Consider the following 26,947-nt stretch of genomic DNA (forward strand, 5'->3'; position numbering starts at 1 on the left):
GGCGCCTTTTTATTGCGCGGCGGGTGTGGTGCCCTGCCGGAACTGGAAGAGTTCGCGCAGGAAACCGGGGGCGAGGATGGAGAGTGGGTTGACGAAGAATTGCGGCTGACCGAGCGGGCCGCGGACGGCAAAGGTGACGCCGACCAGGCCTTCGCTGTCGCGGCCGCCGAGCAAGGGTCCGAGCAGAGGGATTTGCGCAAAGGCGTTGTTGAGGCCAAAGAGCGGGACGAAAGTGCCGGTGAGGTCATACTGGCCGCTATCGGTATAAATGAAGCCGCGCATGTTGCCGCCGACGGTGGCCCCCGCGACCACGGCATTGGTGACTTCAACGCTTTTGTCGCGGCGGACAAAGGTGACCTCGCCGGCGGTGAAATCGAGGCGATTGTTTCTGGCGATAGCGTCACGCGAGTCGGCGTGGTTGCCGACTATCTGGGCGACGTTGCTCTCGTCGACAATGGCAAAGTTGCGCAGCGCAAGCTGGCCGACTTCGACATCCTGCTTACGGTCGGTGGTCATCACCAAGCTGCCGGAACCACCGGCCAGCTGCGAGTAGACGCCGAGAAGGCGTAGAATTGTGCCGGCATCGTTGAAGGCGACCGAGAGCGAGCGGCCGTTGGGGGCCGGATTGGTGGTGACGGAGATGGCATTGCCTTCGTCGAACTGGGCGGAAAGTGTTGCGCGCGAAAGCTCGCCATTTCGTAGGGCCAGATCGAGATCGAGGTTAAAGGCGGTCGTGGCGTAAAAGCCGATCGCTCGATCGAGCTGCACATCGAGGTTTATGGATTGGTCGAGCTGAGTTGTCTCGATGCCGCCGCTGCCGGTGTCGAGGCTGAAGAAGCGACCAAGCATTGGTTTGAGATCGAGCTGCGCACCGCGAATGGTGACGTCGAAGCCGCCCTCGAGCGGGGCAAGCGCCACCTGCGCGCTATCGCCCTTGCTCAAGGCGAAGGTGTCGAATTTTGCCGAAACGAGGCCATCGGTGGCGTGGAAGTCGAGACCTCCAGCAAGGCGGACATCGCCAAAGGTCAGCGAAATGTCTTCGAGGTGGGTCACCTCGCCGTCCGGCCGAATGATTGCTTCGAGCGTGCCGGGCGTGCCGAGGGCTTTAGAAATGCCCAAGTCCCTTATGTCGAGGCCGGCGCCTTCCAGATCGACGGACATCTGGAGATCTCCATCCGTCGTGGGCTGCGCGACGAACTGCACTTGGCCGCTCAAGAACTCGGACGCGTCAAAGCCCATGGCCGCGAGGTCGTCGACTGCGACCGTCGATGCAATGCGCAGAGCGGGATCGGTGGTGGGCGTGCCTTCCACCGAGATTTCCGCGACCATGCCGTCGATGTCTGCGGTGCCACCGAGTTGATAGCCGGCCTGATTGGCCGAAAAGGACAGCTGACCGTTGCTGATGGTGCGGCCCTCGATCGGCTCTGCGCTGCCGAAATTGGCGACGGTGCCGTTGGCGACATAATCGATCTTCATCGGTCGCCCCTGCTCTTCGTCGGCAAGGGCGATGGTCGCAACGAGCCCAAGGTCGAGAGTGCCGCTGAGGCTTTGAAGATCGATCGGCAGTTCGACGGCGCTCAAGGCGTCAGGCTGCTGTTCCTGGGCGAGCGCGATCAGGGCTGGAATCGGCGCATTGACGTCGCCCGAAATCTCGACGATCGGCTCCTGCGGATTGGTGTTGTCCATGACCAAAGCCGGGTTCTGGACTTGGATGGCGCCGCCGGCTGTCTCGATCCTGCCGCCGCCGCCTGAAACCGAAAAATTGCCGTCATAGGCGATGCGGGTTTCGCCGAGTATCTGGATCGGCGGCATGGCTTCGGTCGCCGTGATGGCAACACCTTCGCCAATGATCTCGATGTCCATGCTGTCTGGCGGCAAAGGCTGATCGCTGCCGCCGGTGAGGTCCATGGCGCCAACCGGAAAATTGAACTCCATGCGGGCGTTCTTCACCGTCCCTTGCGGGACATTGGCAACAAACCAGTCACGGCTTTCGCCGCCCATGATGTAGGGCCAGAGGCGCTTGAAATCGTCGGCGGTGATGCCCTGCCCGGCCACGGACATGTCGATGCCGATGCCGTCCTGCACAAGGTCGATCCGCCCTGCGGTGGCCACCGAAGCATCGCCGCGTCGGGCAACGAGACGGTCGATGCCGAGCGCGCCATAAAGCGGAGCCGACCAGCCGGAAAACTCCACCGTGTCGAAGGGGACGGCGGGCGTGGCCAAATCGTTGGGGTTGATGCTGACCTCGCGCGCGTCGATCGACATGCCGACCGTGGGGCCATATTTCTGGTCGAGGCCCATGGCGAAGACGCCGGCTATGATGGCGCGGCTGTTGCCGATCTGGAGCGTTCCTTCGGCCAGGGAGAATTGTCCGAGCTCAGGATACCAGGAGATGTCGAGGATCGAGCTGGCGATGGGGAAATAGTCGTCCTCGAGGCGCAGATCGAGGCCGGTCAGGTCGATCTTGAACTCGCCATCGATCAGTTTGCCGGTGTCGCCGGTGAAGGTCACGTCGATCGAAACCGCACCGGCGCCGCGCATGGCCGCGACGGCGTCGCGATCATCGACGAAGGGCATGAGGGCGGAAAAGTCGAGATTGGTGATATCGGCCTGAAGGCGGCGCGTGCCGTCTTCGTCAAGGGATCGCTCGATGCTGCCGACGACGGTGCGGCCGCCGATCAGGGCGGAAAACTCGCCAACGGTCGTGCCCGTCCCGGCATCAAGCCCGATGTCGAGATTGGCATAGCCAATCTCGCGATAGATGCCATAGACCGGATCGGTCATGTCGATCTGGGCTTCCCGCACGACAAGCCGCGAAAAACGGCCTAATTCTGTCTGCTGGACAAGATCGTTCAGGGCCAGTTCGCTGGCTTCGAGGTTATAGATCAGCCAATCATTGTCCGAGCGCATGGGCGGCGCCTCGCCGGCGCTATTGGCTATGCCAGAGGGGGAAATCTCTATCGGCGGAAAAGCGTCTTCGCCTTCGAGGACACGGATGGTGTAGATGGCGCCATTTTCGCCTTCCACCACCTCGAAGCGGCCGGGGCGCGGACCGTAAAGATCCTGGATGATCTGCACATGTGGGGCCACAACGGTGATGGTCGTGCCCGGTTGGCCAAAAAGGGCGCGGGCGGGCGAAAAGCCGACCTCAAGCGCCTCCATGGCGATGAAGGCGCCGCTCTTGCTGTCGCGATATTGCACCGGCGCGAAGCGGATCACTGGCCAGACGCCGCCCTCGAGCGCGAGCGCCATGTCGCCCATGGTGAGATCGGCCGATGGCGGGATGAAGGATTGCACGAAGCCGCGGATCGCGGGGCCGGTAAACGGCAGGCGGATCGGGGTGATCAGCAGCGTAATGTAGAGCAGGATGAGGATGGCGCAAGGAACGCCGAGAAGCCAGACCGCAACCTTGAAGGCCCGGCGCGATTTCGACCTTTGCCGCGGCTTGGCGGTTGGCGCAGGATCAAGAGGATGGTCTGGACTAGATGCTTGGTTCACTGCCGCCATACCAGGTGAGCCGGGCCGCCACCCTGCTCGCAGAATCATCCGCCCGCAGGCGGTCCAATGCCCAATGATACCGGCTGGAATGTGGCGCCAACAGCCCTATCGCGATGACTTAACAAGGGGATAGACGATGACGCATCTGAACGAGGGCGACCCTGCCCCCGACTTTTCGCTGGCGCTCGACGATGGCAGCACGGTTCGGGCAGCGGACCTGCTCGGCAAGCCAGCGGTGTTGTTCTTTTATCCGAAAGACGATTCGGGCGGCTGCACAGACGAAAACCAGGAGTTTTCCGCTCTGGCGCCGGAATTTGCCAAGCGCGGGGCGCGGCTGATCGGGGTGTCGCCGGATACGGTGGAAAGCCACAAAAAGTTCCGCAGCAAGCGCGCGCTGGTGCTGCCCTTGGGGTCGGACCCGGAGCGGCAGACGATCGAGGCGTTTGGCTTGTGGCAGATGAAAAAGCTTTATGGTCGCGAGTTCATGGGGCTGGTGCGCACGAGCTTCATCATCGACCAGAATGGGAGGATCGCACGCATCATCCGGGCGACGCGGATCAAGGGTCATGCCGCCAAGATGCTGGAGGCGCTGGACGAGGTGATTGCCGGCGAGGTCGGCGCCTGACGTTTTCGGCTTTTTAACCAAGGGCGCTCATAATCGGTTCACCATGTGGGTGCGTGAGGTGGTGCGGTGTTCAGACGGGTTGAGCAGGGGCAAAGAGCTATCCGCGCCGGCATCCACCCGGCCTTGTTCTACGGCATGTTCGCGCTGTTGCTCGGCGGCAACGCTCTTTCCGGCACGGCGCTGTTGATGGCGCCGGACATTGCACGGCTGATGGGCGGGCAGAACGAGTTGGTCGTGGCGGCCTATGAGGATCGGCTGGCGCAGATGCGGGTCGAGATCGACCGCCTCCATTCGCGATCCTATGCGCAGGCCGGCGACATCAACTTGCAGCTCCAGGAGCTGTCGCAGCAGCAGGACGTGCTGCTCGAGCAGCATCAGCTGGTCAAGGCGCTGGTCGACAAGGCGGATCAGCTGGGCATTGCCTCGATCGAGCTTACAGGAGCGCCGCCTGCTGTCGCGCCAACGGTTTCGGGGAACCCGGATGTTGCTGCGACCGCGGCATCGGTGAACCAGATGATGACCGAAACGCAGCAGGCGATGGTGGGTATCGCCAGCACGGCCAATGAGCGAACCGACGGCATTGTCAGCGAGATGGACCGGCTCGGGATTGCGCTGGAGCTACCGGAGGCGGGGCTCAACGGCGTCGGCGGACCGCTGCTGGAGGCTTCTGACGGCGAGGGTTCGCCGATGATCGATGATGCCAATTCGGTCATGGATGCGCTGATGCGCTACAAGGCAGCACGCGACGGGGTCAACTCAGCGCCGGTGCATATGCCGATCTCCGGCAATTTCCGGCAGAGCTCGACCTTCGGCAATCGGAGCGATCCGTTCACCGGTCGCAAGGCGTTTCATTCGGGGCTCGATTTTGCAGCCGCTTCGGGAACGACGGTATTCAGCGCGGCCGACGGGGTGGTCAGCTTTGTCGGTGACCGCTCGGGCTATGGCAAGGTGGTGGAAGTGCGCCACGCCAATGGGCTCGTGAGCCGCTATGCCCATCTTAGCGCACAGCTGGCTCGCGAGGGGCAGAAGGTGACAACGGGGACGCCGATCGCCAAGGTCGGATCGACGGGGCGTTCGACCGGTCCACATCTTCATTTCGAGGTGCGGCGGGGCGAGAATGCGCTTGATCCCAAGCCGTTCCTCGATGCCGGGAAACGGCTTGGGGCTATGCTGGGCCAGGGTTAGTCGGCAGCCACGTCGGTAGCGACGCCGACGCGCTGGGCTAAGGCCGCTTCCATGAACTCGTCGAGATCGCCATCCAGCACCACGGAGGGCTGGCCGCTTTCGACGCCGGTGCGCAGGTCCTTGACCATCTGATAGGGCTGCAGCACGTACGAACGGATCTGGTGGCCCCAGCCGATATCGGTCTTGCTGGCGGCCTGGGCGTTTGCCGCTTCTTCCCGCTTCTGCAGTTCCTGCTCGTAGAGACGAGCCTTGAGCATGTTCATGGCCGTTGCACGGTTCTTGTGCTGGCTGCGTTCCTGCTGGCAGGCCACGATGATGCCGGAAGGCACGTGGGTGATGCGGATGGCCGAGTCGGTGGTGTTGACGTGCTGGCCGCCGGCGCCGGATGCGCGATAAGTGTCGACCTTGAGGTCGGCTTCGCGGATCTCGATATCGATGGAGTCGTCGACCACCGGGTAAACCCAGCAGCTCGAAAAGCTGGTATGGCGACGAGCAGCCGAGTCGTACGGGCTGATGCGGACGAGGCGATGGACGCCGCTTTCGGTTTTCAGCCAGCCATAGGCATTGTGGCCCTTGATCTGGATGGTCGCCGACTTGATGCCGGCTTCTTCGCCGTCGTGCATTTCGAGCACTTCGACCTTCATCTTCCGGCGCTCGGCCCAACGGGTATACATGCGCAAAAGCATGTTGGCCCAATCCTGGCTCTCGGTGCCGCCAGCGCCGGAGTGGATTTCCACATAACAGTCGTTGCTGTCGACTTCGCCGGACAGCAAAGTTTCGATCTGACGGCGGCGGGCGCCGGACTTGAGCTCGATCAGCGCTGCTTCGGCATCGCGCACGATCTCGGCGTCGCCCTCGGCTTCACCGAGTTTGATCAGTTCGACATTGTCGGCGATGCCGGTTTCAAGCTCGCGCACGGACTTAACCGCGACATCGAGTTCGTCGCGCTCGCGCATGGTGACGCGAGCTTTGTCCGGATCGTTCCAAAAGTCGGGAGATTCGGTTTGCGCATTCAGCGCGTCGAGACGGACTTGTGCAGTATCCCAGTCAAAGATGCCTCCTCAGCAGGGTCAGAACCTGCTCGATTTCGGCAACGGTCTTTTCGATTTCCGCGCGCATTTCATGTTCCTTGTTCGGCGCCCCGTTTAGCGGAGAGGACTGGGAGGATCAACCGCCGCTTGAAAATGAAGGTGCCCGCTGGTACTCCCGAACATGGCTGGTCTCGTAGCTCAGCAGGATAGAGCACCGGATTCCTAATCCGGGGGTCATGGGTTCGAATCCCGTCGAGATCACCAACATGCCTGAGTCAGCTGACGGTGATCCTCCTGAGTTGCGGGACGTAATGTTCCCCAAATGCTGGAACCAAGATCCGGCCTGCGCCTTTAGGACCCAGTTGGGGATAAATCTATGTCTATCATGAAGCTTTTGGCTGGCGTTGTTGCTGGTGCCGCCTTGCTGACCAGCGCCGCTTCGGCGCAGGTGGTCGTTTCGTCCAAGATCGATACGGAAGGTGCGCTCTTGGGGAACATCATTCTCCAGGTGCTTGACGCCAAAGGCATCGAGGTGACGGACCGAACCTCTCTCGGCGCCACGCCGATCGTGCGCGCGGCAATAGAAGCGGGCGAGATCGACATTTATCCCGAATACACGTCCAATGTCGGCTTTGCCTACAATGTGTCTGACGATCCGGCCTGGAAGGATGCCAAGGCGGCCTACGCTTTTGCCAAGGTCCTCGACTATGACAATGCCAATCTTGTTTGGCTGCAACCGGCGCCAGCGAACAACACCTGGGCGGTGGCGATCACTCAGAAGGTGGCTGATGAGAATGGTATCTCCACGTTTTCCGACTTCGGAAAGTTTGTTGCCGAAGGCGGCAATGTGAAGCTGGCGGCCTCCGCTGAATTCGTAAATTCGGCGTCTGCTCTGCCAGCGTTTCAACAGGCATATGGGTTTTCGATGAAGCCCAACCAGATGGTGGTCCTGTCCGGCGGTGACACGGCTGCGACGATTGCCGCTGCGGGGCAAGGCACAGCTGGCGTCAACGCCGCCATGGTCTACGGCACGGATGGGGCGATCGCTGCCGCGGGTCTCGTTGTGCTCCAAGATGACAAGGGCGTTCAGCCGGTCTACGAGCCGGCGCCGCTCGTGCGCGAGGAAGTCCTGCTCGCCCATCCGGAGATCAAGACCGCGCTCGAGCCAGTGTTTGAAAAGCTCGATCTTGTAACCCTGCAGACGCTCAATGGCCGCATCCAGGTGGATGGCGAAGCTGCAGCCGATGTGGCGCGGGACTGGCTGACCGACAACGGGTTCCTCAGCTGACCTCAGGGAGCCGCTTCGGCGTTTCCGCTGCCATGTCTCAGGTCCAACAATCTTTCGCTTCGGTTTCAAGAGTGCCGCGCCTCGACAAGCTTGGCGTGCTCGTGGCTCTTGTTGTGGGCGGCGCATCGGCATTCTTGCCATTCGTGATCTCCAAGCCAAACCGTATCGTCCTGGGTGAGGCGCTGCCCATTCACACCGCCTTGCCCGCAGAAATGGCTGCGCTGCTGCTGGCAATCGTCGCTATCGGTACGTTCGTCGCCCTGTTACGCACGCCGACGCTGTGGCGGTTGATCGCCGGCTTTGTTCTGGTGGGGGTGCTGACGGTGATGCTGGGGGCATCGGCGGACTGGCTAATTCCGGAGGGAAACACGGTCGCGCGAGTTTCACCCGGTGCGGGCTTTTGGCTCTTGTCCTTTGCTTTCGCCCTGGTTGCCGCCGATGCATTGGTGCGTTTGCGGCTGGGACCGCTGGTAAGGCTTGCCACTCTGGCAGTCGTGGCCGTTGTTTTCGGCGCTATCCTTTGGGGTGGGCTTTGGGACGATGCCTCGGTGCTGCGAGAATATGCCAATCGTGGCGATACATTCTGGGCTGAGGCTCGGACACACCTGTTCCTGGCGTTTGGATCGCTCGGCGCTGCTACGCTGGTTGGCGTGCCGCTCGGCGTCTGGGCTTATCGCTTCCGAAGGCTGCGGGTCGGCTTGCTGAACACATTGAACGTCGTCCAGACAGTGCCTTCGATAGCACTTTTTGGCCTATTGATCGCGCCGCTCGCATGGGTGGCAGCAAATGTGCCGGGAGCGTCTGCAGCGGGAGTTTCCGGCATCGGAGTAGCCCCGGCAATGGTGGCTCTTTTCGCCTATTCGCTGCTGCCGATCGTTGCCAACACGGTTTCCGGCCTGCAGTCGGTGCCAGCGGCGGTCAAAGAGGCTGCCCGCGGCATGGGGATGACGCGCTGGCAGATGCTGTTCGGAGCGGAAGTGCCACTAGCGCTGCCAATTATCCTTACCGGCATCAGGGTGGTTCTGGTGCAAAACATCGGTCTTGCAACAATTGCGGCGCTGATCGGTGGCGGCGGCTTTGGCGTCTTTGTGTTCCAAGGCATCGGACAAACGGCCATGGACCTGGTGCTGCTTGGGGCCATTCCAACCGTGGCTCTCGCATTTGCAAGTGCAATTGTCATGGATGCCTTAGTCGACATCGCTTCACCCGGAAAGGCGCGCAGCGCATGATCGAAATCAATGGGCTGAGTAAGGTCTTCGACGGCGCCACGGTGGTGGACAATGTTTCGCTAACGGTGGCGAGCGGCGAGATCTGCGCGGTGGTGGGAACATCGGGATCGGGCAAGACGACGCTGTTGCGGATGATCAACCGCTTGGTTGAGCCGAGCGGTGGCAGCGTCTTGATCGATGGGCGCAATACACGTGATTTTGCGGGCTACGAGTTGCGGCGGCAGATCGGCTACGCGATCCAGGGCAATGGGCTCTTTCCGCACCGGACGGTTGGCCAGAACATCGCCACCGTTCCAAGGTTGCTCAAGTGGGACCGGGCACGGAGACGGGCGCGTGTCGATGAACTGCTGACGCTGTTTCAGCTCGATCCAGCGCAATATAGAAACCGCCTGCCGCGCGAACTGTCGGGCGGTGAACAACAGCGGGTCGGCGTGGCGCGGGCTTTGGCGGCTGGACCGAAAATCCTCTTGATGGACGAGCCATTCGGGGCGCTTGACCCTATCATCCGCGGCAAGGCGCAATCCGATCTCCTTGCCATCCAACGGCGGCTGGGCACGACTATTGTTCTTGTGACCCACGACATGAACGAAGCCATCGCGCTGGGCAGCCGTATCGCCGTGATGGACAAGGGCCACCTGCTGCAATACGCCACGCCCGCCGAAATCATCGCTCATCCAGCCAATGATTTCGTGGGCGAGCTGATTGGCAGTGGGGAGCGGCCGTTCCGTCTTCTGTCGCTCGACATCGTGCTTAACCATGTTGAGCCGGGCGACGCGGCCGGCGAAAGCATCGACTGCTATGCGAGCCTCCGTGACGCTTACGCGGAATGCCTGTGGTCGGGCCGGGATGTACTGCCGGTGACGCAGAACGGCGCCCTGATCGGCCGCGTTACGCAGGATCGGCTGAGCCAGCTTGCGGCACGGCCGCTATGACACCGGGCCTCATGCTGCGCACGCTCTTGTTGGTGGTGCTGCTGGCTTTCCTTGTCAGCCCCGATAGCTTCGCGCCGCTGCTGCAGCCGCTGGTCAAATATGGCGGGCCTCCGATTTACCACCAGGGCAATCTGCTCGATATCACGCTCAACCACTTGTGGATCACCTTCGCCGCAACGTTTGTCGCTACGGTCTTTGCCGTCGGATTAGCCATCGTCGTGACACGGCCGTTCGGCGCCGAGTTTCTGCCACTCAGCCGCAGCATCGCCAATGTGGGCCAGACCATCCCGCCGGTGGCTGTGCTGGCGCTGGCGATTCCGCTGCTGGGTTTTGGAACGGAGCCGATCCTCATGGCGCTGTTTCTATATGGCCTTCTGCCGATCTTCGAGAACGCGCTGGCGGGGTTGGCCAATGTTCCGCGCGAGGTCGAAGAGGCGGCTCGCGGCATGGGACTGACGCCATGGCAGCGGCTGGTGCAAATCGAACTGCCACTGGCCTTGCCGGTGATGCTGACGGGCATCCGCATCGCGGCGGTGATTTCGTTATCGACCGCCACCATCGGTTCGACCGTTGCGGCGAAAACCCTTGGTGAGGTGATCATCGCCGGGTTGACCACGAACAACACGGCCTTTGTGCTTCAGGGCGGGTTGATCGTCGGCGCATGTGCCGTTCTGATCAATGATGGCCTTCTGGCGCTGGAGCGGGTGTTGGCGCGGCGCACGGGCAAGGCCCGTAACGCCTAATTCCGCCTGGCCTCAGCCAAGACGCCGAACTGCGCCTGGTGCAGGTTCGCATAGGCGCCGGCTCGAGCCAAAAGCTCATCATGCGGGCCTTCTTCGACGATCCCTGTTTCGTCGACAACGACAATGCGGTCGGCATGCTGGATGGTTGCGAGCCGGTGAGCGATCACCAGCGTGGTACGGCCGCGCGAGAGTTCGCTTAGTGATTGCTGGATTGCCAGTTCGGTCGCGGTGTCGAGCGCCGATGTGGCCTCATCGAGAATGAGGATCGGCGGGTTCTTGAGGAATATGCGGGCGATAGCGACGCGCTGCTTCTGGCCGCCGGAGAGTTTGACGCCGCGCTCTCCAACCATGGTGTCGAGACCATCGGGCAGCCGGGCGATAACGTTGTCGAGGCGGGCCTGCCGGGCGGCAGCGAGGATGTCCTCGTCGCTGGCGCCGAGGCGGCCATAGGCGATGTTTTCGCGCAGCGTGCCGCCAAACAGAAACACGTCCTGCTGTACGATGCCGATCTGGTTGCGCAGGCTGACCTGCGTCAAATCGCGAATATCGATGCCGTCGATGCTGATGGAGCCGCTATCGATCTCGTAAAAGCGCGGGAGTAAGGCGCAGAGCGTCGTCTTTCCGGCGCCAGATGGGCCGACGATGGCGAGGGTTTCGCCGGCTGCGACCTTGAGGTTGAGGCTGGAAAGGATCGGGCGGTTTGGTTCGTAGGAGAAGCTGACATCGGTGAAGGCGATGTCGCCGTGCAGGTGTGACACGGCTTTCGCGCCGGGCCGGTCGGCAATGTCCGGATCGGTGTCGATGAGCCTGGTGAAGCGGGTGAAGCCGGCGATGCCCTTGGGGTAGCTTTCGAGCACGCCGGTGATCTTGTCGATGGGGCGCATGAAGACGTCCACCAACAGCAAGAAGCTGACGAAGCCGCCATAGGTCATCTCCCCTTCCACCACGAGCCAAGCCCCCATGAGCATAACCGTGAGCTGTGTCAGGCGGGTGGACAGATAGGTGATGGTGATGCTCGCCGTCATGATGGCGTAGGCTTTGAGCTTGGTGGTGCGGTAGGCCTGATTGTTGCCCTCGAACAGGCGCGACTCGTGACCCTCATTTGCGAAGGCTTTGACCACGCGAATGCCGCCGATGGAGTCCTCAACGCGGGTATTGAACTCCCCTACCCGGCCGAAAAGCTCACGCCAGTTCTGCGTCATGCGCGAGCCGTAGCGGCTGACGAGCCAGGTCATGATCGGGACCATGACGACGGTGACCGAGGCAAGCTGCCAATTGGTCAGGAACATGAGGATGAACGCGCCGATAAAGGTCATGATCGCAAGGAACATGTCCTCGGGGCCATGGTGGGCGACCTCGCCGACGTCTTCGAGATCCTTGGTCACGTGGGTGATCAGATGACCGGTCTTGTGATTGTCGAAGAAGCGGAAGCTGAGCTTTTGCAGGTGATCGAAGACCTGGCGACGCATGTCGGTCTCGATCGAGACGCCGAGCACATGGCCGAAATAGTTGACGACGGCATGCAGCACAGCGTTGAGCGCGTAAATGGCGAGAAGGCCCGCGCCAGCCGCAATGATCAGGCTGAAATTGGACTGCGGCAGCAAGGAATCAATGAAATAGGCGACGGCCAGGGGGAAGGCTAGTTCCAGAAGGCCGGCCACAACGGCGCTACCGAAATCGAGGGCGAAGAGGCGCTTGTAGGGCGCGTAATAGGAGAAGAAGCGCTTGATCATAATCGGCCGGTCTTGAAAATCGGCCTACGCCTTGCCCGATGCCGGCACCGGTCTCAAGCTCTAATTACGCTGGACTGGCCACCGGCTTGGACTGCGGGGCATGGTGGCCACCGCTGGCGAGCGCCAGATCGGCCTCAAAGCGCGTCCCATTGTCGTTGACGAACTCATAGGTGCCCCCCATCTGCGAGACGACACCGCGGATCAGACGCAGGCCCATGCTGGTGGGCATTTCCGGCAGCGCGCCAAAGCCGACGCCATTGTCCGAAACGCTTAGCGAGCAGCGGCCGTGCCCCTGGTCGCGAACGGCGACGGTGATGATGCCTTCGCGGCCGTCGGAGAAGGCGTATTTGAGAGCATTGGTCACCAGTTCGCTCAGCAGCAGCGAGAGCGGCGTGATGTGGTCGCGGTCAACGGCAACGTGGTCGACGTCGTAGCGCACCTCGGTATTGGTGCCGTAGGCGTGGACGACCTCGTTAACCACGACCGGGATCAGGTCGTGAGCGTCGATGTCCTCGTATCTGTCGTGACGGTAGATGTGCTCGTGCATGGCAGCCATGGCGCTCAGCCGGCTCTGCAGATCGATCTTGGCGTTGCGCGGCATGTCCTGCATGCGGACCAGTGACTGCACCGATTGGAGATTGTTCTTCACGCGGTGGTGGATCTCGCGAAACAGCATGACATTGGTTTCGTTAGCCGCCTCCAGTTCGGCCCGACGCTTGGCGTCCCGCCGCAACAGCCGGATGACGTAAAGACCTGCCGCGGCCAAGGCCAGGATGATCGGCGCAACGATGATGAACACCGCCACGATGGCGTTCTTGAGCGATGACCAGGTGGAGTTTGTCGCGATCGATGCGAGAGCGACGATGTCCGTACCCGGCACAGCCCTATAGCCGACAACGCGGGAAAGGCCATCGATAGGCGAGGTGTCGGAAAAATAGGCGCCAAAGTCTGCTTGAGGCAAATGTTCGGTGATGAGCGGATGCTCGGACAAGTCAACGGGGCCATCCGGCGCTGGATAACGGGCCATCAGGGCTCCGTCGCGACGGATGAGACTGACCGTCGAGCCCTCTTCGAATTCGAGAGCTTCGAAGAATTCCTTGGTTACCGCCCCGTTGAACGAGACCATGACGGCACCGGCGAACTCACCCTGCCGCTGCACGCGTCGGGAAAACACGAAGATCTGCTCGCCGGTAATGCGGCTGATCAACAGGCCCGACGTGTAGAAGGTTAGCCCGGCTTGCGCAGCCTTGAAATAGTCACGGTCGGAAACGTCGACCCGTTCCGCGTCACCGACAGTCGAAAAGATCGTGTGGGCCGTTTGGTCGATGATGTAGACGTTGACCTCTGCAGGCAGGCCGCGGACTGCGGCTTCAAGGGTCTCACGGTTGAAATCGAGCTCAGAGCCGAGCACGGCATCCATGCGGCGCAGGGTTTGTTCGGCAACCTGCGCCATCCACACGGCATTGGTGGCGACAACGCGCGCGCTAGATTCGGCGCGCTCCTCCAGGCGTTGCCCGGTCTGTTCAATAGCCGTCACGACGAAGTAAGCAAAGACGCCGGCAAAGGCGAAGAAACACAGCAGCAGCAAGGCGATAGCCACCGTTGCAGCGCGCACTTCGCGCACCGGCTTGTGTTCCTCGGCCAAGTCTTGCTCCCCCACAATGCTGCCCAGTTTTGGGCGCTTCGTGCACCCCTAATGGTCAAAGAAGCAGGGCACCTGTCAACAAGTGCTTTTGATCCGCTGTTAACGTCGCGGCAGGCCGCCACTGATATGTGCGAAGGCCTTTGGCAAAGAGTAGGAAATTCATGTCTCATCGCGCATTCAGAGCGGCTGCCGCCGTGTTGTCCCTCGGCGCCGTGGTTGCGATCGCCGGCTGCTCGTCCTTTGGGGGAAGCACACCTTCCTCAGCGACGGCCCTCGCGCCGGCGCTCTCGGCCCGCATGGACCAGCCCAACGCCGTTCTGGATTCGCAGCAGGCGATCGGGCTGATCAACGCCTATCGCGCGACCAACAACCTGCCGCCGCTGGTAGCCGATGCAGGGCTCAACGGGACTGCTCAGGCGCTAGCCAGCCAATATGCGCAGACCAATGTTGCCCCGACAAAGCCGCAGGCTTTGGCACAGATGAAGCTCAGCGCTGGCTATGCCACCTTTGCTGAGACTTTTTCGGGCTGGCGCAACAACCCCGCAGATGCAGTGGGACTGCTAGCCTCGGCCAGCAAAGCTGGCGTTGCCGTGGCCTTCAACCCATCGTCGAGCTACGGAATCTACTGGGTGCTGGTTCTTGGCAACTGAGCCGCCGACCATCGACGCCATGGGACTCAAATGCCCCCTGCCCGTGCTGAAGATGGAGAAGGCCCTGGCCGGTTTACCGCCGGGCTCAACATTAACGGTGCTGGCCACCGACCCGATGGCCAAGGTGGATATTCCGCTTTATTGCCGGCAGAACGCGCATGCCTATGTTCTCGACGAAGCCGACGGCGTGCTCAGCTTTCTGATCACCAAACCAGCCTAAAGATCGGCTGGGCGCGGCCGCGGCATCGGGATGTCGAGAGCTGCCGCAGCAGCGACCGATGGGCTAACCGGTCCCTTCAGCGCCGCGCTTTCCAGCGGTGTGCTAAAGGTGGGCGTGTGCGGCGGCCGAGGCCGCGGCATGGCGATGTTGTTGCGGACCCGGCCCAGATCAACCGCCGTGTATTCGTGAACGGCGACCTGGTCGGTGAGGAAGCTTGGCTGGCCTTCCATGCCAATCGGGAACAAAGCCTGCTGCGCCTTCACATAGGCCTCAGATTCCTTGCCGCAAATCCTCGAGCGCATATCGACCGGAGCGGCACCGACGGAATTACTAAGCGCAAGGACGTTTTGCCCGGTTGGCTGGCGTTGGCCGTTCAAGGCTTCGAGCACCAGTTCGGCAGCGCGTTCATTGCGTTCGCGGGCAGACGAGCCGCCCAAAACGACGGCAAGGAGCTTGCGGCCGCCGCGATCCACCGTTGCAACGATGTTGAGGCCCGAGGCACAGACGTAGCCCGTCTTCATGCCAGTGGTTCCGGCAAAGCCTTCAAGCAGGCCATTGTTGGATTCGAGACGCGCATTGCCGAGGCGGACAACGCCGGTGCCGAACATCGGCATGAATTGGGGGAAGGTCTGCTCGATATAGAGCGAGAGCACGGCGAGGTCGCGGGCTGTGGTCACCTGCGCCGGATTGTGAAGACCGTGCGGATTTACGAAGTGCGTGCCGGACAAGCCCATGCGCTGGGCAACATCGTTCATCTTGGCGACAAAGGCGGCTTCATTGCCGGCCACGGTTTCGGCCAAGGCCACAGCCACGTCGTTGGCGGACTTTACCACCAGAATATAAAGCGCGTCCTTAAGCGAGATAGAGCTATCGACCTTGAGACCGGATTTGCTCGGCGCCTGATTCCAGGCGTTCTTCGAAATGGTCACTGGCGTGTCGAGAGTGACAGTCCCCTTCCCCAACTCCTCGAAAACCACATAAGCGGTCATCAGCTTGGTCAGCGACGCTGGATGCCAGGGCTGTCCGGCATCTTCCGCATACAGGACCGCAAGGTTGCTGCGATCGACCAGCAGCATCGGATTGGCCCAGGCAGGCACCAGTGCGGCCAAGGAAAATGCAACGGCAAGGACTATGCGGCGGACAAACAAGGGCGCGCTCCGGACGAACTTTCGAGAACGCGCCCCTCTTAGCAGCCGCTTCCCGCCATCTCAAGAAAGGCGCGGGTGGCTGACAGGCATTTGAAAGTGACCGGTAGCATGGCACTAGGCACAAGAAGTAACTGCGTCTATATTTGTGCCTAAGCACCACCACTGGAGGCAACAATGTCGCTGCAAGACACGTCGCAGGTATCGAACTGCTCGGCCATGTCCGATGTGCTCAACCGCATCGGCGACAAGTGGAGCGTGATGGTGGTGGGCATGCTCGGCCGCAACGGGACGCTGCGCTTCAATGAGCTCAAGCGCATGATCAATGGCGTGTCGCAGCGCATGCTGACGCTGACGCTGCGCAATCTGGAGCGCGATGGGCTGGTGACCCGGACCATCTATCCGGAAGTACCGCCGCGGGTCGAATACAGCCTCACCGAACTGGGCAAGACGCTGCAGGGTCCAATCAGCGCCCTTTGGGATTGGTCAGCCGAAAACCACTTTGCCATTGTCGAAGCGCGGGCAATCTATGACCTGCGCCAGGATGCCGTGGCAGCGGCAGAGCCCCGCAAGATTGCTTACGCGCGAGGCTGAGGCCTAGCTTTCGCTGCGGGCTGCCATGTGGGCAAAACGGTTCACGTCGGTTGGCTGACTGGCCAGCACTTCGCGACGCGCTTCGGCGCGGCGGCTGGCTGGAAGATTGAGGGCCGTTACAAGCGCGCGATATTCCTGCCGCGCACTCATATGCGACATGGACGGCATGCCGCCCAGAAGTTCCTCGTCCAGGGGGTCGAACACTGTCATTCCGGTGGCGAACAGCGAGCGGAAAATAACGCGCTCGGCGATACCGTCTGCCACGCGGCAACCCAGGCGCGTTGCGATGCGATCGAGCATGGTCTGCACCTGGCGCATGTTGCGCGAAGACAGCATCGAGATGCGATTGCGGACCAGAATCCAGTCTATGTTCTTGCCATCAACGGCTAATCTCTCTGAGCGGGCGCGCTGAACGAGACGGGCATAGTGGCTGAGTTCCCGCGGTTCGCCGGTGACCGGATCGACCTGGGCCATGACGCTGAGATCAATGAGGCTGTCGTTGACCGGGGTGATCAGAGTATCGGCGAGCGAATGCGCCAGACGGGTCAGGTTGGTGTCGAAGCCGGGCGTGTCCACGACGATGTAATCGGTATTTGCCTCAACCTCGCCAATGGCTTGGCGGAACAGGTCAAACTCGATGCGGTGGTTTTCCTTCAAGGAATCACCGCGGGCGAGAGGCAGGTGGAAGTGGGTGGTGTGCGGCAGGCTCAGCCCCTTCGAACGCGCCCAGTCGCGGCGGTTTCGGACATAGTGGGTGAGGGTCTGCTGACGGCTGTCGACATCGATCGACGCAACCTTATGCCCTTGATACAGCAGAAAAATAGCCAGATGGAAGGCAGTGGTGGACTTCCCCGACCCGCCCTTTTCATTGCCCACTACGATGACATGCGCGCCTTGCCGCACTGTCGCTCCCCCAAATCAGTTCGGCTGGAGTTTCTGTTCTCATCTGGCGACGCACAAGCGAAAACATGGTGAACTGGGATCAAAGCTTGCGTCATGACGCCCGTGCGACCGTTCGATGAAATTGGCATGCGCCTGGCGCATGCGGCCGTTGACGTAAGGGGCATGGCGCGGACCGGTAAATGGCGCCATGGTCAGCATTGCCGATGCCATCCACAAGGACTATGCCGATGTTTGTACGAGCCGTCTGGCGCCTCAAGCGCCTCGTCGACATCAAGCAAACGTTGCGGGAAATGGACGTTCCTGCGACGCGAGATGCCGATATCCTCGGGCTTTCGGGTCCGGACTTTCCCAAGATGACGCGGTCCCTGTTCGACCGCTGAGAGCTCTACCAGAACTGCATGACAAGGCCGCCTGGCGCCCGTCCGGCGGCCTTTGCTTTTCTGGAAATCTTAACCTAAGCTGAATCCGAAATCACAATGCCATGTCGAAAGTGCATAGCTTGATTGATCAATATCAGACTGCTCGTTTTCAAACGGGTTGGCTATATATCGCCCTGTAAACGACAGGAGACTTCAAATGGACATTCGCAAAACCTTCCAGAAGTGGGCCGCGTACCAGCAGACGGTTCGTGAACTTGCTTCGCTCGACAATCGTCAGCTCAACGATCTGGGCATTGCTCGCACCGACATCAGCCGTGTTGCTCGCGACCATGCCAACAATCTCTAAGATCGCTGGCTCAAATACTTCAATGCGAACACCCGCTTCTCTCTGAGACGCGGGTGTTTTGCTTTTCGACTATACGCCATAGCAATTGAGGCACTCTAGCACATGCGAGGCAGATGCTGTTGGCAGGCTTGATCGGCGATATCGTTTATCCGTGAATGTGACGGCGATTGCGTGCCCAGGTGGCGCTTGCTATCTCCCCGCCATGTCAAACCAACCACTTCATATCATCGGCGGCGGTCTCGCTGGATCCGAAGCTGCCTGGCAGGCCGCCGAAGCGGGCGCTCAGGTCGTCGTTCACGAGATGCGCGGCGTCAAAGCGACCGATGCGCATTCGACCGACAATTTTGCCGAGCTCGTCTGCTCCAACAGTTTTCGCTCCGACGATCATGAGCAAAATGCTGTCGGGCTCCTCCATGAGGAGATGCGCCGCTGCGGCTCGCTGATCATGCGGGCGGCGGACCAGCATAAGCTGCCGGCCGGTGGAGCGCTGGCGGTGGATCGCGACGGGTTTTCGCTGGCGGTCACCGAGGCGATCCACAATCATCCCAATATTACGGTTGTGCGCGAGGAAATCGCGGGCTGGCCGGACGCCGACTGGCAACATGTGATTATCGCCACCGGGCCACTCACCTCCCCTGCCCTTGCAGCCGCGGTTCTGGAAAAGACCGGCGAAGATTCGCTGGCCTTTTTCGACGCGATTGCGCCGATCATCCACTATGACAGCATCGACCATGACATCGCCTGGAAGCAGTCGCGCTATGACAAGGCGGGGCCAGGCGGCACCGGGGCGGATTATCTCAACCTGCCGATGGATCGCGATCAGTATTATGCCTTCGTCGAGGCGCTGATCACGGCCCCGCTGCATGAGTTCAAGGATTGGGAGAAGGTGCCATATTTCGATGGCTGCTTGCCGATCGAGGTGATGGCGGAGCGTGGGCCGGAGACGCTTCGGCACGGACCGATGAAGCCGGTGGGTCTGACCAATCCGCGCAATCCGACGGTCAAGCCATATGCCATCGTGCAGCTGCGGCAGGACAATGCGCTGGGCACGCTTTGGAACATGGTCGGCTTCCAGACTAAGATGCGCTACGGCATCCAAGCCGAAATCTTCCGGATGATCCCGGGGCTGCAGAATGCGCAGTTCGCACGCTTGGGTGGCTTGCATCGCAACACATTCATCAACTCGCCCAAGGTGTTGTCGGCCGACCTCAAGCTCAAGGTCGATCCGCGGATCCGCTTTGCCGGCCAGGTGACCGGCGTCGAGGGCTATGTGGAAAGCGCTGCCTGTGGGTTGATCACGGGGCGGCTGACCGCCGCGGAGGCGCTGGGTGGCAGCATGGATGTGCCGCCGGTAACGACGGCGCTCGGCGCTTTGATCGGGCATATCACCGGCGGGCATGTCGAGGCGGAGAGCTATAGCGGTGCTCGCAGCTTTCAGCCGATGAATGTCAACTTTGGGTTGTTCCCCGAGGTGACGGTGGAGAAACCGGAAGGCGTGAAGCGCTGGCGGGGGCCGGAGAAGACAATGGCGAAGCGTCGGGCGATCACCGGGCGGGCGCTGGAGGATTTGAAGGCTTGGGCTTGAGGCGCTGAGCCTGCGGATGATCCCCGAACCCCTCATCCGCCCTTCGGGCACCTTCTCCCGCAAGGGGAGAAGGCGATGAACATGGGCATTTGTGCAACTTAGCGGTTGCGGAGCGACCACAAGGTCAGGCGGGCGATTTTTTGCCAGTCTGGTTGGTCGCGTGGCGGTGCGAAGTGGTTGGTGGCGGACCGTTTCCAGTTGGCCAGTTCGCTTTCGAGCAAGGCGATGATGGCAAAGGCTGAGCGCAGTTTGGGCGGAAGCGCGGCGATGGCGGTGCGAGCCTTGGCGAGGTGCGCGTCGGCGAGTTCGGCAACCTGGCTGAGGGCTGCGTGTAGGCCTTCCGAGTCTTGACCGGTGAACAGCTCGGACTCGATGACGCCGTTAGCTTCGAGGATCGACCAGGGCAGCATGATGCGGCCTTGGGACGATATGTAGCCCAAGGCGCGGAGGTGACCGATCATGGCTTGGGCGACGCCCAAGTGGCCAGCGGCGTCGCCGGGTTCGACCGGTTCGCCATTGTTGAGAATCATGGCCGAGAGCTGCAGCAGCGTTGAGGCCGTTTCGCCAGCATAGCCTTCGAAGGTTTCGAGGTCCGGCATGGGATCGTCGTAGAGATCGAAGCGGCGCGCGGCGATCAGGCGGGCGAAGGTGCCGGTTGGAAGATTGTAGCGCTCGATGGTTTGAAGCAGCGCATCGGCGAGCGGGTTCTGGCGGATAGCACCGTGTCCGCTGCCGGTGATGGCATCGGCCCACCATTGCAGGCGAATTTCCCCCGGTGCCGGGCCGGAGACACGGTCGCGGATGGCGGCGATGTCGGCGTTGAAGGCGTAGAGCGCCGTGATGGCTGCGCGGTGTTCGACCGGGAGGACCAGGGTTGCAAGGTAGCGGTCGCGGTCGGTGCTGCGCAGAGTTGTGGCGGCGTGGACGAAGGCGTCAGTGGTCATGGGGTGCCACGTCTAGAGCTGGGACTTGAAACGAAGACCCCCACCCGGCCTCCCCCTTGAGGAGGGAGAGGAGTTCGATCGAGTCCAGACCGCCGATGGGGCTCCTCCCCCGACTTACGGGGGAGGTTGGGTGGGGGCTTTCCAACAAGTCAGCGCGCATTCTCGACTGCGATCAGCGCGGCGGCGACGCGGCGGTCTTCCGCGAGAAGGACATTGTAGGTGCGGATGGCGCCGCCGGTCTGGGTGGCTTCCACGATGATCTTGCGGTCGCGAAGGGCGGCACGGATGGCGGGATCGATGGGAAGGATGTCAGTGCCGAGGCCGATCAGCAAAACGTCGATCCGGTCGGCTTGATCGATGATGGGCTGCAGGCTCTCGAGGGTCAGTTCAGCGGGTGAAGTGACGCTCCAGGCGTGCATGCCGGATGGCACGCAGAGGAGCGAGCCTTTGTGGGAGAGCTCGGCAAAGCGGAAGCCGCCATTGCCGTAGGCGGTGAGGCCGGTCTGGTGGGGGTAGTGGCCGGAAAGGGTTTGGGGGTCGGTAATCTGTTCCACCTCCACTGGGTGTCATCCCCGCGCAGGCGGGGATCCATCTTGAGATCGGAGGATGGGCCCCGGCCTTCGCCGGGGTGACATCCGGTGGGTAGCGAGCTCAGGAGAAAGGCCCCCTCACCCGGCCCTTCGGGCCGACCAGCCATTCGAGCACAGCTCTCATGGCCTTCCTCGATACATACGCTCCGCCGGACCGTATTTGCCTTCGGCACTCTCCGAAGTCCCCTGAGGGGCGAGGTAAGAGCCCGCCCTAAACCGAAGCGCCGTCGTTAGCTTTGACTTTCTTTTGCTCGACCGCGGCAACTTCCTCTTCGGACTTCTGCTTGAGGCCGAAGTTGATGAGGATGGGGCCGTTGACGATGACCGAGGAGTACATGCCGACGAGAGAGCCGAAGGTCATGGCGATGGTGAAGCTGCGGAGCGCTTCGCCGCCGAAGAGGACCAGCGGAACGAGGGCCAGCAACACCGTGAACTGGGTCAAGGAGGTGCGGACGATGGTCTGGTTGATCGAAAGGTCGATCAGCTCAGGCAGCGGCATCTTGCGGTATTTCTGGAGGTTCTCTCGAATACGGTCGGAGACAACCACGGTTTCGTTGAGCGAGAGACCCACCAGCGTCAGCACCGCGGCAATGGAGCTGAGGTTGAACTCGAGCCCGGTGATCGAGAACAGGCCGATGGTCATGATGATGTCGTGCGACGTCGTCGTGACCGCGGCGAGCGCGAACTGCCACTCGAAGCGGAACCAGATGTAGATGAGGATACAGGCGAGCGCGATGATGACAGCGATGGTGCCGGTCCAGGCGAGTTCGCCGGAGACGGTGCCGCTCACCGCTTCGACGCGGCGAACCTCGTAATTCTCGCTGGCCAGGGTATCGGTGACCTGCTGCACGGCGACCTGGTCAGCCGACTGTCCACCTTCCTGGGCCTGGACGCGGACCAGAACGTCTTCGGGCGTACCAAAGCCCTGGACCTGGATTTCGCCAAGGTCTAGGCCGCTCAGGAGTTCACGCACCTGGCCGACGTCAGCCGGGCTGCCCTGATGCTGAACTTCGATGGCGGTACCGCCGACGAAGTCGATGCCGAGATTGAAGCCCTTGAAGTAGGCGGCGCCGATCGAGACCACGGACATGATGATCGAAAGCGCAATGACGTAGCGCGAGATCTTCATGAAGGGAATCTTGGTGCCGTCCGGGATGAAGCGGAAGTGCTGGATTTTTAGCACCTTCGGGCGAACGCGCTTGTACCAGAGGTGCACCTGGTAGTTGGTGACCGTGTAGGATGTGAAAAGCGAGGTGAGGATGCCGAGGCCGAGGGTAACGGCAAAGCCCTGCACCGGTCCGGAACCCATGAAGTAAAGCACGACAGCGGCGACAAGCTGCGTCAGGTGCGAGTCGACGATGGTGCCCCAAGCGCGTTCAAAACCGGCATTGATGGCTTGGAGCGGCGTGCGCCCCGCCCGCTGTTCTTCGCGCATGCGTTCGTAGATCAGAACGTTGGCGTCCACGGCCATGCCGATGGTCAAGACGATGCCGGCGATGCCGGGAAGCGTCAGTGTCGCACCGAGCGTGGAAAGCGCGGCAAAGATAAGGATGATGTTGAGGATCAGCGAAACGTTGGCGAAAACGCCCCACAGGCCGTAGGCGACGACCATGAAGGCGACGACGAGCACGGCGGCGACGACACCTGCGGTAAGACCGGCCTGGATCGAGTCGGCGCCAAGGCTGGCATCGACCGTGCGTTCTTCGATGACGTTGAGGCTGGCCGGGAGCGCGCCGGCGCGCAGCAGCACGGCAAGATCGTTGGCCGAGGCAGTGGTGAAGGAGCCGCTGATTTGGCCCGAGCCGCCGGTGATCGGCTGCTGGATCACCGGCGCGGTGATGACGGTGTCGTCGAGGACGATGGCGAAGCGCTGACCCACATTCCGGGCGGTGATTTCAGCGAAGGTGACGGCGCCGCGAGTGTCGAACTTGAAGCTCACCACCGGGATGCCGCGCTGCTGGTCATAGGCGGGCTGGGCATCGATCAGGGATTCGCCGCCGAGCGCTACGTCTTCATAGAGCAGTTCCCGCGAACCATCCTGGCTGTTGAGGATCATGGTGCCGGCAGGCAGGCCCTGGGCCTCGGCCTGTTCTGGGGTCATACCCGGATAGACCATGTGGAAGGTGAGGCGCGCGGTCTGCGAAATGATGTTCTTGAGGCGGGTCGAGTCGCCAAAGCCCGGAACCTGGACAAGAACGCGGGTATCGCCCTGGCGCTGAATGGTTGGCTCGGTGGTGCCGAGTTCGTCGATGCGCGAGCGGATGACTTCGATGGACTGGGCGACCAGCGAACTCATGCGCTGGGTGATGCCTTCAGGGGTCAAGGTGATCGAGAGCTTACCGTCAGCCGTTTCACCGAAAGCCAGCTCGTTGACGCCGCCGCCTGCGGAAAAGAGCGAATTGGAAAGCGTATTCTGGATCGAGTTGATGGCGGTGACGGCTAGCTCGCGCTGGGTCGGATCGGTCAGCTCGATGTAGATGGCGTTGGCGGCCGCATCGGTGGTGATGATGTTGCCAATGCCATTCTGATTGGCGAGGACGTTGCGGGCCTCGCGGCGAACGTCGGACAGGCGCTGCTCGACAATGCCGGCGCGATCGACTTCGAGCAGCAGGTGCGAGCCGCCCTGAAGATCGAGACCGAGAACCAGGCCGGGCTGCGGCAGCCATCCGGGCAGCGCTTGGCGCGCCGACTCGGGAAGGAAATTGGGAGCTGCAAGCAGGATACCCGCGATTGCGACGAAGAGGATCACAAATACGCGGAACGGCGACTGGTTCATGTAAGGCGTCCTAGAAAGGCAGAAAGCCGGGGCATGATGCCCCGGCTGGATCGGTTCGTCTTAAGCGACCGGCTTGTTGTCGTTAACCGGCTCGGACTTGGAACGCACATCGGCAACCATGCCGCGGACCAGCTTGACCTTCACATTGGGCGAAATTTCGACTTCGAGGTCTTCGCCATCGACGGCCTTGGTCACCTTGCCGACGATGCCGCCGGTGGTGACGACGGTGTCGCCGCGGCGGATGGCGGAAAGCATGGCCTGCTGGGCCTTGAGGCGCTTCTGCTGCGGGCGGAAGATCAGCAGCCAGAAAATCAGCACGAGAAGAGCGATCGGCATCAGCTGGATGAAGATGTCAGCCATGCCTCCGGGGGCTCCGACAGCATCCTGGGCATAGGCGGGCGTTACAAACATCAAGCGATCTCCTAATCGTTTCTTCTTGGCGCGTTTTTGGAAAAGGGTCGGCTGGTGCGGGCTGGACGCTATCCAGCGGTCCTGCACTTGCGCCCCAGCCAAAATCGCGCGGACTATACATTTCGGGTTGGCTGATTGCAAAGCCAATAGCGCCACCCATTTCACAAGGACGAGACGGTGAAGACCAAAGACTATCTGAGCAGAATCGCCGATGCGCTGGAGATTCTTGCGCGTGGCTCCGCAGCACCCGAACCGTTTCGGCTGGGCGGGGCTGACGCTTATCACTGGCAGGGAGAATCGGGGACGCTGCTGGCAGTGCCGAAAGTCTCGCGGGTTCCGTTGCGGATGTTGCGCGGTATCGATCAGGTCAAAGGCATTTTGCTCAAGAATACCGAGCAGTTTGCGCGTGGGCATGGCGCGAACAATGCCCTGCTCTGGGGCGCTCGCGGCATGGGTAAGTCATCACTGGTCAAGGCAATTCACGCCGATGTGCTGGAGCGCGAGGGTTTTGAGCGGCTGGTGCTGATCGAAATCGCGCGGGAAGATCTCGAAACGCTGCCGGTTTTGATGCGGGCCATCGCGGGTCAGGATGCGCGGTTTATCGTCTTCTGCGACGACCTCAGCTTTGATAGCGGCGAGACGAGCTACAAATCGCTCAAGACCATTCTGGACGGCGGGCTCGAGGGGCGGCCGGACAATGTGCTATTCTATGCGACGTCGAACCGGCGGCATTTAATGCCGCGGGACATGATCGAGAACGAGCGATCGACGGCGATCAACCCGGGCGAGGCGGTGGAGGAGAAGGTGTCGCTGTCCGACCGGTTCGGGCTGTGGCTGGGCTTCCACAATTCGGACCAGGACAATTACTTGGCAATGGTCAGTGGATATGCCGAATTTTATGGGCTCGCGATCGATGCGGAGACGTTGCGGGCGCGGGCGATCGAGTGGGCGGCGACGCGTGGGGCCCGGTCGGGTCGCGTGGCCATTCAGCTGGTGCGGACGCTGGCGGGGGAAGAGGGCAAGGCGGTTTAGAAAGTAAAGACTCCCTCACCCGCCGCTTTGCGGCGACCTCTCCCCGGAGGGGCGAGGTAAGAATAGAAAAAGGGCCGCGCACCACTGCGGCCCTTTTCTGGAGATCTTGGGCAGGCGTTTAGCTGGCGAGCAGCGGGACCGGGTCGACCGGGGTCGCGCCCTTGCGCAGTTCGAAGTGGAGCTGGGGCTTGGACACCGAGCCGGTCTGGCCGACTGTGCCCAGCGCATCGCCGCGGCTGACGGTGGCGCCCTTGGCGACGCTCATGCCGTCGAGATGGGCATAGGCGGAGACGTAGCCATTGGGGTGACGGACCAGGATCAGGTTGCCGTAGCCTTCAACGCCAGAGCCGACATAGATGACGGTGCCATTTTCAGCGGCCTTGACCGAAGAACCGGCGGGCACATCGATATTGATGCCGGTGCCGCGCGAGGCGGCAAAGTCGGTGATGACGCGACCGGAAACCGGCCAGCGGAACTTGTCGCTGCCCGACATGGCGGGCTCGGCGGCAGGAGCCGGTGCGGCCGCGACCTGGGTCGGCGCGGGGGTAGCGACGGGCGCCGGTGCAGCTGGAGCCGGCGTTGCGGCAGCAGCGGTCGGCGCCTGGAGGGTACCGGCGGCGGGAGCGAGGCCCGGCGTGGTCGGGACGGTGGCAAGGGTCTGCACATTGGCCGCGGCGACCTGAACAGGTGCCGGTGCTTGCGGCGTGGAGTTAACGAGGTCGCTGCGGCCTGGGATGATGACCTTCTGGCCGACGACGATCTTGTCCGGCGAAGACAGGCCATTGGCAAGGACGAGAGCCTGGGTGGTCACATCGTATTTGCGAGCAATGGTATAGAGCGACTCGCCGCCAGCGATGGTGTGCGTATAGGCGCCGTTGCTGTTTGCGGCAGCCGGGGCGGGCGGCATCGGGACGCTGGAATTGACGGGGAGCGAAGAGTTGGCGCCCAGCGCAGCGACCGCAGGAGCAGCCGGCAGCGGGGCAAGGGTCTGCTGTGCGGGCATGGCTTGCGGGGTTCCCATTGGTGACGACGAGTTCAACGAAGGCAAAGTCTGAGACTGCACGGAGGGCATGGCGCCCGCCGGTTGCATCCAACCCGGCGACGAGGCGGGTGCGGGAGGCAATGTGTTGCCGCCACCATTCCAGCCGCCACCGCCGACCTGTGCAGGCGGCAGGTATTGCTGCATGCCAGCAACCTGCACGTTCTGTGCGGCGCCAAGGCTTGCAGGCATGGGCTGATTAAGCGTGGTGGGTGGGCGCGAATTGATCGCGCTGGTGGTCGTATTGTCGCCAAGGGTACGGCTGCCAAGGCTGGAACAGCCGGACAAACCAACCGCTGCCACTATGACACCGGCCACGGCGACTGCACTTCTCGGGGTCCGCAGGGAAACGCGATCACGCATCGGCTTACTCGTACGCAGGATACTCAACAACTGAGTTTGAAACTACGCGGGTAAGGTAAA

24 protein-coding genes and 1 tRNA gene are annotated in these 26,947 nt (G+C 61.8%); 14 read left to right on the top strand and 11 right to left on the bottom strand.

Going from position 1 to position 26,947, the window contains the following annotated elements:
- Nucleotides 1–9: 9 nt before the first annotated feature.
- The gene (locus JI748_RS07325) at nt 10–3,498 is read right to left on the bottom strand and encodes a hypothetical protein (RefSeq protein WP_201636426.1); all 3,489 of its coding nucleotides are present in this window, start codon (nt 3,496–3,498) and stop codon (nt 10–12) included.
- A 136-nt stretch (nt 3,499–3,634) separates the two neighbouring features.
- Between JI748_RS07325 and JI748_RS07330 the strand changes: the two genes are divergently transcribed.
- Together JI748_RS07330 and JI748_RS07335 are read left to right on the top strand one after the other, a co-directional pair.
- Nucleotides 3,635–4,123, top strand: coding sequence for a peroxiredoxin (locus JI748_RS07330; RefSeq protein WP_201636428.1), 489 nt, complete (start codon nt 3,635–3,637; stop codon nt 4,121–4,123).
- A gap of 66 nt (nt 4,124–4,189) precedes the next feature.
- Nucleotides 4,190–5,308 carry a M23 family metallopeptidase gene (locus tag JI748_RS07335; protein ID WP_201636430.1) on the top strand — a complete coding sequence of 373 codons (1,119 nt, stop codon included), beginning with the start codon at nt 4,190–4,192 and terminating at the stop codon, nt 5,306–5,308.
- Here the strand turns inward: JI748_RS07335 and prfB are convergent.
- A protein-coding gene (prfB, locus tag JI748_RS07340) for a peptide chain release factor 2 (RefSeq protein WP_201636432.1) occupies nt 5,305–6,427 on the bottom strand; the annotation gives its coding sequence in 2 pieces (ribosomal slippage) (nt 5,305–6,357 and nt 6,359–6,427; 1,122 coding nt in all). The genes JI748_RS07335 and prfB overlap by 4 nt on opposite strands.
- 99 nt (nt 6,428–6,526) lie before the next feature.
- On the opposite strand from prfB, the gene JI748_RS07345 reads away from it, so the two are divergent.
- From JI748_RS07345 to JI748_RS07365, 5 genes are all read left to right on the top strand, one after another.
- Nucleotides 6,527–6,603, top strand: a tRNA-Arg gene (locus tag JI748_RS07345).
- A gap of 112 nt (nt 6,604–6,715) precedes the next feature.
- Nucleotides 6,716–7,627 carry a glycine betaine ABC transporter substrate-binding protein OsmF gene (osmF, locus tag JI748_RS07350; protein WP_201636434.1) on the top strand — a complete coding sequence of 304 codons (912 nt, stop codon included), beginning with the start codon at nt 6,716–6,718 and terminating at the stop codon, nt 7,625–7,627.
- A 32-nt stretch (nt 7,628–7,659) separates the two neighbouring features.
- Nucleotides 7,660–8,856, top strand: a complete 1,197-nt coding sequence (locus JI748_RS07355) for an ABC transporter permease (RefSeq protein ID WP_201636436.1) — start codon at nt 7,660–7,662, stop codon at nt 8,854–8,856.
- Complete coding sequence (locus JI748_RS07360) at nt 8,853–9,788, top strand: ABC transporter ATP-binding protein (protein WP_201636438.1); 936 nt, start codon at nt 8,853–8,855, stop codon at nt 9,786–9,788. Before JI748_RS07355 ends, JI748_RS07360 begins: the two co-directional genes overlap by 4 nt.
- On the top strand, nt 9,785–10,531 hold the full coding sequence (locus JI748_RS07365; RefSeq protein WP_201636440.1) for an ABC transporter permease: 747 nt from the start codon (nt 9,785–9,787) through the stop codon (nt 10,529–10,531). The genes JI748_RS07360 and JI748_RS07365 overlap by 4 nt, the downstream gene beginning before the upstream one ends.
- On the opposite strand, the gene JI748_RS07370 is transcribed toward JI748_RS07365, so the two are convergent.
- Nucleotides 10,528–12,264 carry an ABC transporter ATP-binding protein gene (locus tag JI748_RS07370; protein WP_201636442.1) on the bottom strand — a complete coding sequence of 579 codons (1,737 nt, stop codon included), beginning with the start codon at nt 12,262–12,264 and terminating at the stop codon, nt 10,528–10,530. The genes JI748_RS07365 and JI748_RS07370 overlap by 4 nt on opposite strands.
- A gap of 64 nt (nt 12,265–12,328) precedes the next feature.
- Nucleotides 12,329–13,909, bottom strand: coding sequence for a sensor histidine kinase (locus JI748_RS07375; RefSeq protein WP_201636444.1), 1,581 nt, complete (start codon nt 13,907–13,909; stop codon nt 12,329–12,331).
- A gap of 161 nt (nt 13,910–14,070) precedes the next feature.
- On the opposite strand from JI748_RS07375, the gene JI748_RS07380 reads away from it, so the two are divergent.
- Together JI748_RS07380 and JI748_RS07385 are read left to right on the top strand one after the other, a co-directional pair.
- Nucleotides 14,071–14,559 (top strand): CAP domain-containing protein, encoded by a 489-nt coding sequence (locus tag JI748_RS07380; RefSeq protein WP_201636446.1) that lies wholly within the window; start codon nt 14,071–14,073, stop codon nt 14,557–14,559.
- Nucleotides 14,549–14,779, top strand: a complete 231-nt coding sequence (locus tag JI748_RS07385; RefSeq protein ID WP_233280631.1) for a sulfurtransferase TusA family protein — start codon at nt 14,549–14,551, stop codon at nt 14,777–14,779. Before JI748_RS07380 ends, JI748_RS07385 begins: the two co-directional genes overlap by 11 nt.
- On the opposite strand, the gene JI748_RS07390 is transcribed toward JI748_RS07385, so the two are convergent.
- Complete coding sequence (locus tag JI748_RS07390) at nt 14,776–15,927, bottom strand: D-alanyl-D-alanine carboxypeptidase family protein (protein WP_201636448.1); 1,152 nt, start codon at nt 15,925–15,927, stop codon at nt 14,776–14,778. The two genes, JI748_RS07385 and JI748_RS07390, sit on opposite strands and share 4 nt — an antisense overlap.
- A 174-nt stretch (nt 15,928–16,101) precedes the next feature.
- Here JI748_RS07390 and JI748_RS07395 point away from each other — a divergent pair, with 174 nt between their 5' ends.
- Entirely contained in the window at nt 16,102–16,518 is a 417-nt protein-coding gene (locus tag JI748_RS07395) for a winged helix-turn-helix transcriptional regulator (RefSeq protein ID WP_201636450.1), read from the top strand.
- Between the two features lie 3 nt (nt 16,519–16,521).
- On the opposite strand, the gene JI748_RS07400 is transcribed toward JI748_RS07395, so the two are convergent.
- Nucleotides 16,522–17,421, bottom strand: a complete 900-nt coding sequence (locus JI748_RS07400) for a division plane positioning ATPase MipZ (protein ID WP_201636452.1) — start codon at nt 17,419–17,421, stop codon at nt 16,522–16,524.
- Between the two features lie 227 nt (nt 17,422–17,648).
- Between JI748_RS07400 and JI748_RS07405 the strand changes: the two genes are divergently transcribed.
- From JI748_RS07405 to trmFO, 3 genes are all read left to right on the top strand, one after another.
- Complete coding sequence (locus JI748_RS07405) at nt 17,649–17,801, top strand: hypothetical protein (RefSeq protein WP_201636454.1); 153 nt, start codon at nt 17,649–17,651, stop codon at nt 17,799–17,801.
- 196 nt (nt 17,802–17,997) lie between these two features.
- Complete coding sequence (locus JI748_RS07410) at nt 17,998–18,147, top strand: DUF1127 domain-containing protein (protein ID WP_164535489.1); 150 nt, start codon at nt 17,998–18,000, stop codon at nt 18,145–18,147.
- Nucleotides 18,148–18,349: 202 nt separating this feature from the next.
- On the top strand, nt 18,350–19,732 hold the full coding sequence (gene trmFO, locus JI748_RS07415; RefSeq protein ID WP_201636456.1) for a methylenetetrahydrofolate--tRNA-(uracil(54)-C(5))-methyltransferase (FADH(2)-oxidizing) TrmFO: 1,383 nt from the start codon (nt 18,350–18,352) through the stop codon (nt 19,730–19,732).
- Between the two features lie 98 nt (nt 19,733–19,830).
- Here the strand turns inward: trmFO and JI748_RS07420 are convergent, their stop codons facing one another.
- The 4 genes from JI748_RS07420 to yajC all read right to left on the bottom strand — a co-directional run bounded on the left by JI748_RS07420 (nt 19,831) and on the right by yajC (nt 24,453).
- A complete protein-coding gene (locus JI748_RS07420) occupies nt 19,831–20,676 on the bottom strand; it encodes a phytoene/squalene synthase family protein (protein ID WP_201636458.1) in 846 nt (281 codons plus the stop codon).
- A 149-nt stretch (nt 20,677–20,825) separates the two neighbouring features.
- Nucleotides 20,826–21,230, bottom strand: coding sequence for an Mth938-like domain-containing protein (locus tag JI748_RS07425; protein ID WP_233280632.1), 405 nt, complete (start codon nt 21,228–21,230; stop codon nt 20,826–20,828).
- A 247-nt stretch (nt 21,231–21,477) separates the two neighbouring features.
- Nucleotides 21,478–24,042: a protein translocase subunit SecD gene (gene secD, locus JI748_RS07430; protein WP_201636460.1), complete on the bottom strand. Its 2,565-nt coding sequence runs from the start codon at nt 24,040–24,042 to the stop codon at nt 21,478–21,480.
- Nucleotides 24,043–24,102: 60 nt separating this feature from the next.
- The gene (yajC, locus tag JI748_RS07435) at nt 24,103–24,453 is read right to left on the bottom strand and encodes a preprotein translocase subunit YajC (protein WP_164535493.1); all 351 of its coding nucleotides are present in this window, start codon (nt 24,451–24,453) and stop codon (nt 24,103–24,105) included.
- A gap of 177 nt (nt 24,454–24,630) precedes the next feature.
- Between yajC and JI748_RS07440 the strand changes: the two genes are divergently transcribed.
- Entirely contained in the window at nt 24,631–25,485 is an 855-nt protein-coding gene (locus JI748_RS07440) for an ATP-binding protein (protein WP_201636462.1), read from the top strand.
- Nucleotides 25,486–25,603: 118 nt separating this feature from the next.
- Here the strand turns inward: JI748_RS07440 and JI748_RS07445 are convergent, their stop codons facing one another.
- Nucleotides 25,604–26,887: a M23 family metallopeptidase gene (locus JI748_RS07445; protein WP_201636464.1), complete on the bottom strand. Its 1,284-nt coding sequence runs from the start codon at nt 26,885–26,887 to the stop codon at nt 25,604–25,606.
- Nucleotides 26,888–26,947 lie beyond the last annotated feature (60 nt).

The organism is Devosia rhizoryzae (assembly GCF_016698665.1).
Classification (GTDB): domain Bacteria; phylum Pseudomonadota; class Alphaproteobacteria; order Rhizobiales; family Devosiaceae; genus Devosia; species Devosia rhizoryzae.

Bases quoted from the DNA above. Each gene is read 5' to 3' on its own strand.
- JI748_RS07330 (WP_201636428.1), top strand. From the start codon at position 3,635: ATGACGCATCTGAACGAGGGCGACCCTGCCCCCGACTTTTCGCTGGCG.
- osmF (WP_201636434.1), top strand. From the start codon at position 6,716: ATGTCTATCATGAAGCTTTTGGCTGGCGTTGTTGCTGGTGCCGCCTTG.
- JI748_RS07355 (WP_201636436.1), top strand. From the start codon at position 7,660: ATGTCTCAGGTCCAACAATCTTTCGCTTCGGTTTCAAGAGTGCCGCGC.
- JI748_RS07360 (WP_201636438.1), top strand. From the start codon at position 8,853: ATGATCGAAATCAATGGGCTGAGTAAGGTCTTCGACGGCGCCACGGTG.
- JI748_RS07365 (WP_201636440.1), top strand. From the start codon at position 9,785: ATGACACCGGGCCTCATGCTGCGCACGCTCTTGTTGGTGGTGCTGCTG.
- JI748_RS07370 (WP_201636442.1), bottom strand. From the start codon at position 12,264: ATGATCAAGCGCTTCTTCTCCTATTACGCGCCCTACAAGCGCCTCTTC.
- JI748_RS07380 (WP_201636446.1), top strand. From the start codon at position 14,071: ATGTCTCATCGCGCATTCAGAGCGGCTGCCGCCGTGTTGTCCCTCGGC.
- JI748_RS07395 (WP_201636450.1), top strand. From the start codon at position 16,102: ATGTCGCTGCAAGACACGTCGCAGGTATCGAACTGCTCGGCCATGTCC.
- JI748_RS07405 (WP_201636454.1), top strand. From the start codon at position 17,649: ATGTTTGTACGAGCCGTCTGGCGCCTCAAGCGCCTCGTCGACATCAAG.
- JI748_RS07410 (WP_164535489.1), top strand. From the start codon at position 17,998: ATGGACATTCGCAAAACCTTCCAGAAGTGGGCCGCGTACCAGCAGACG.
- trmFO (WP_201636456.1), top strand. From the start codon at position 18,350: ATGTCAAACCAACCACTTCATATCATCGGCGGCGGTCTCGCTGGATCC.
- JI748_RS07420 (WP_201636458.1), bottom strand. From the start codon at position 20,676: ATGACCACTGACGCCTTCGTCCACGCCGCCACAACTCTGCGCAGCACC.
- secD (WP_201636460.1), bottom strand. From the start codon at position 24,042: ATGAACCAGTCGCCGTTCCGCGTATTTGTGATCCTCTTCGTCGCAATC.
- yajC (WP_164535493.1), bottom strand. From the start codon at position 24,453: ATGTTTGTAACGCCCGCCTATGCCCAGGATGCTGTCGGAGCCCCCGGA.
- JI748_RS07445 (WP_201636464.1), bottom strand. From the start codon at position 26,887: ATGCGTGATCGCGTTTCCCTGCGGACCCCGAGAAGTGCAGTCGCCGTG.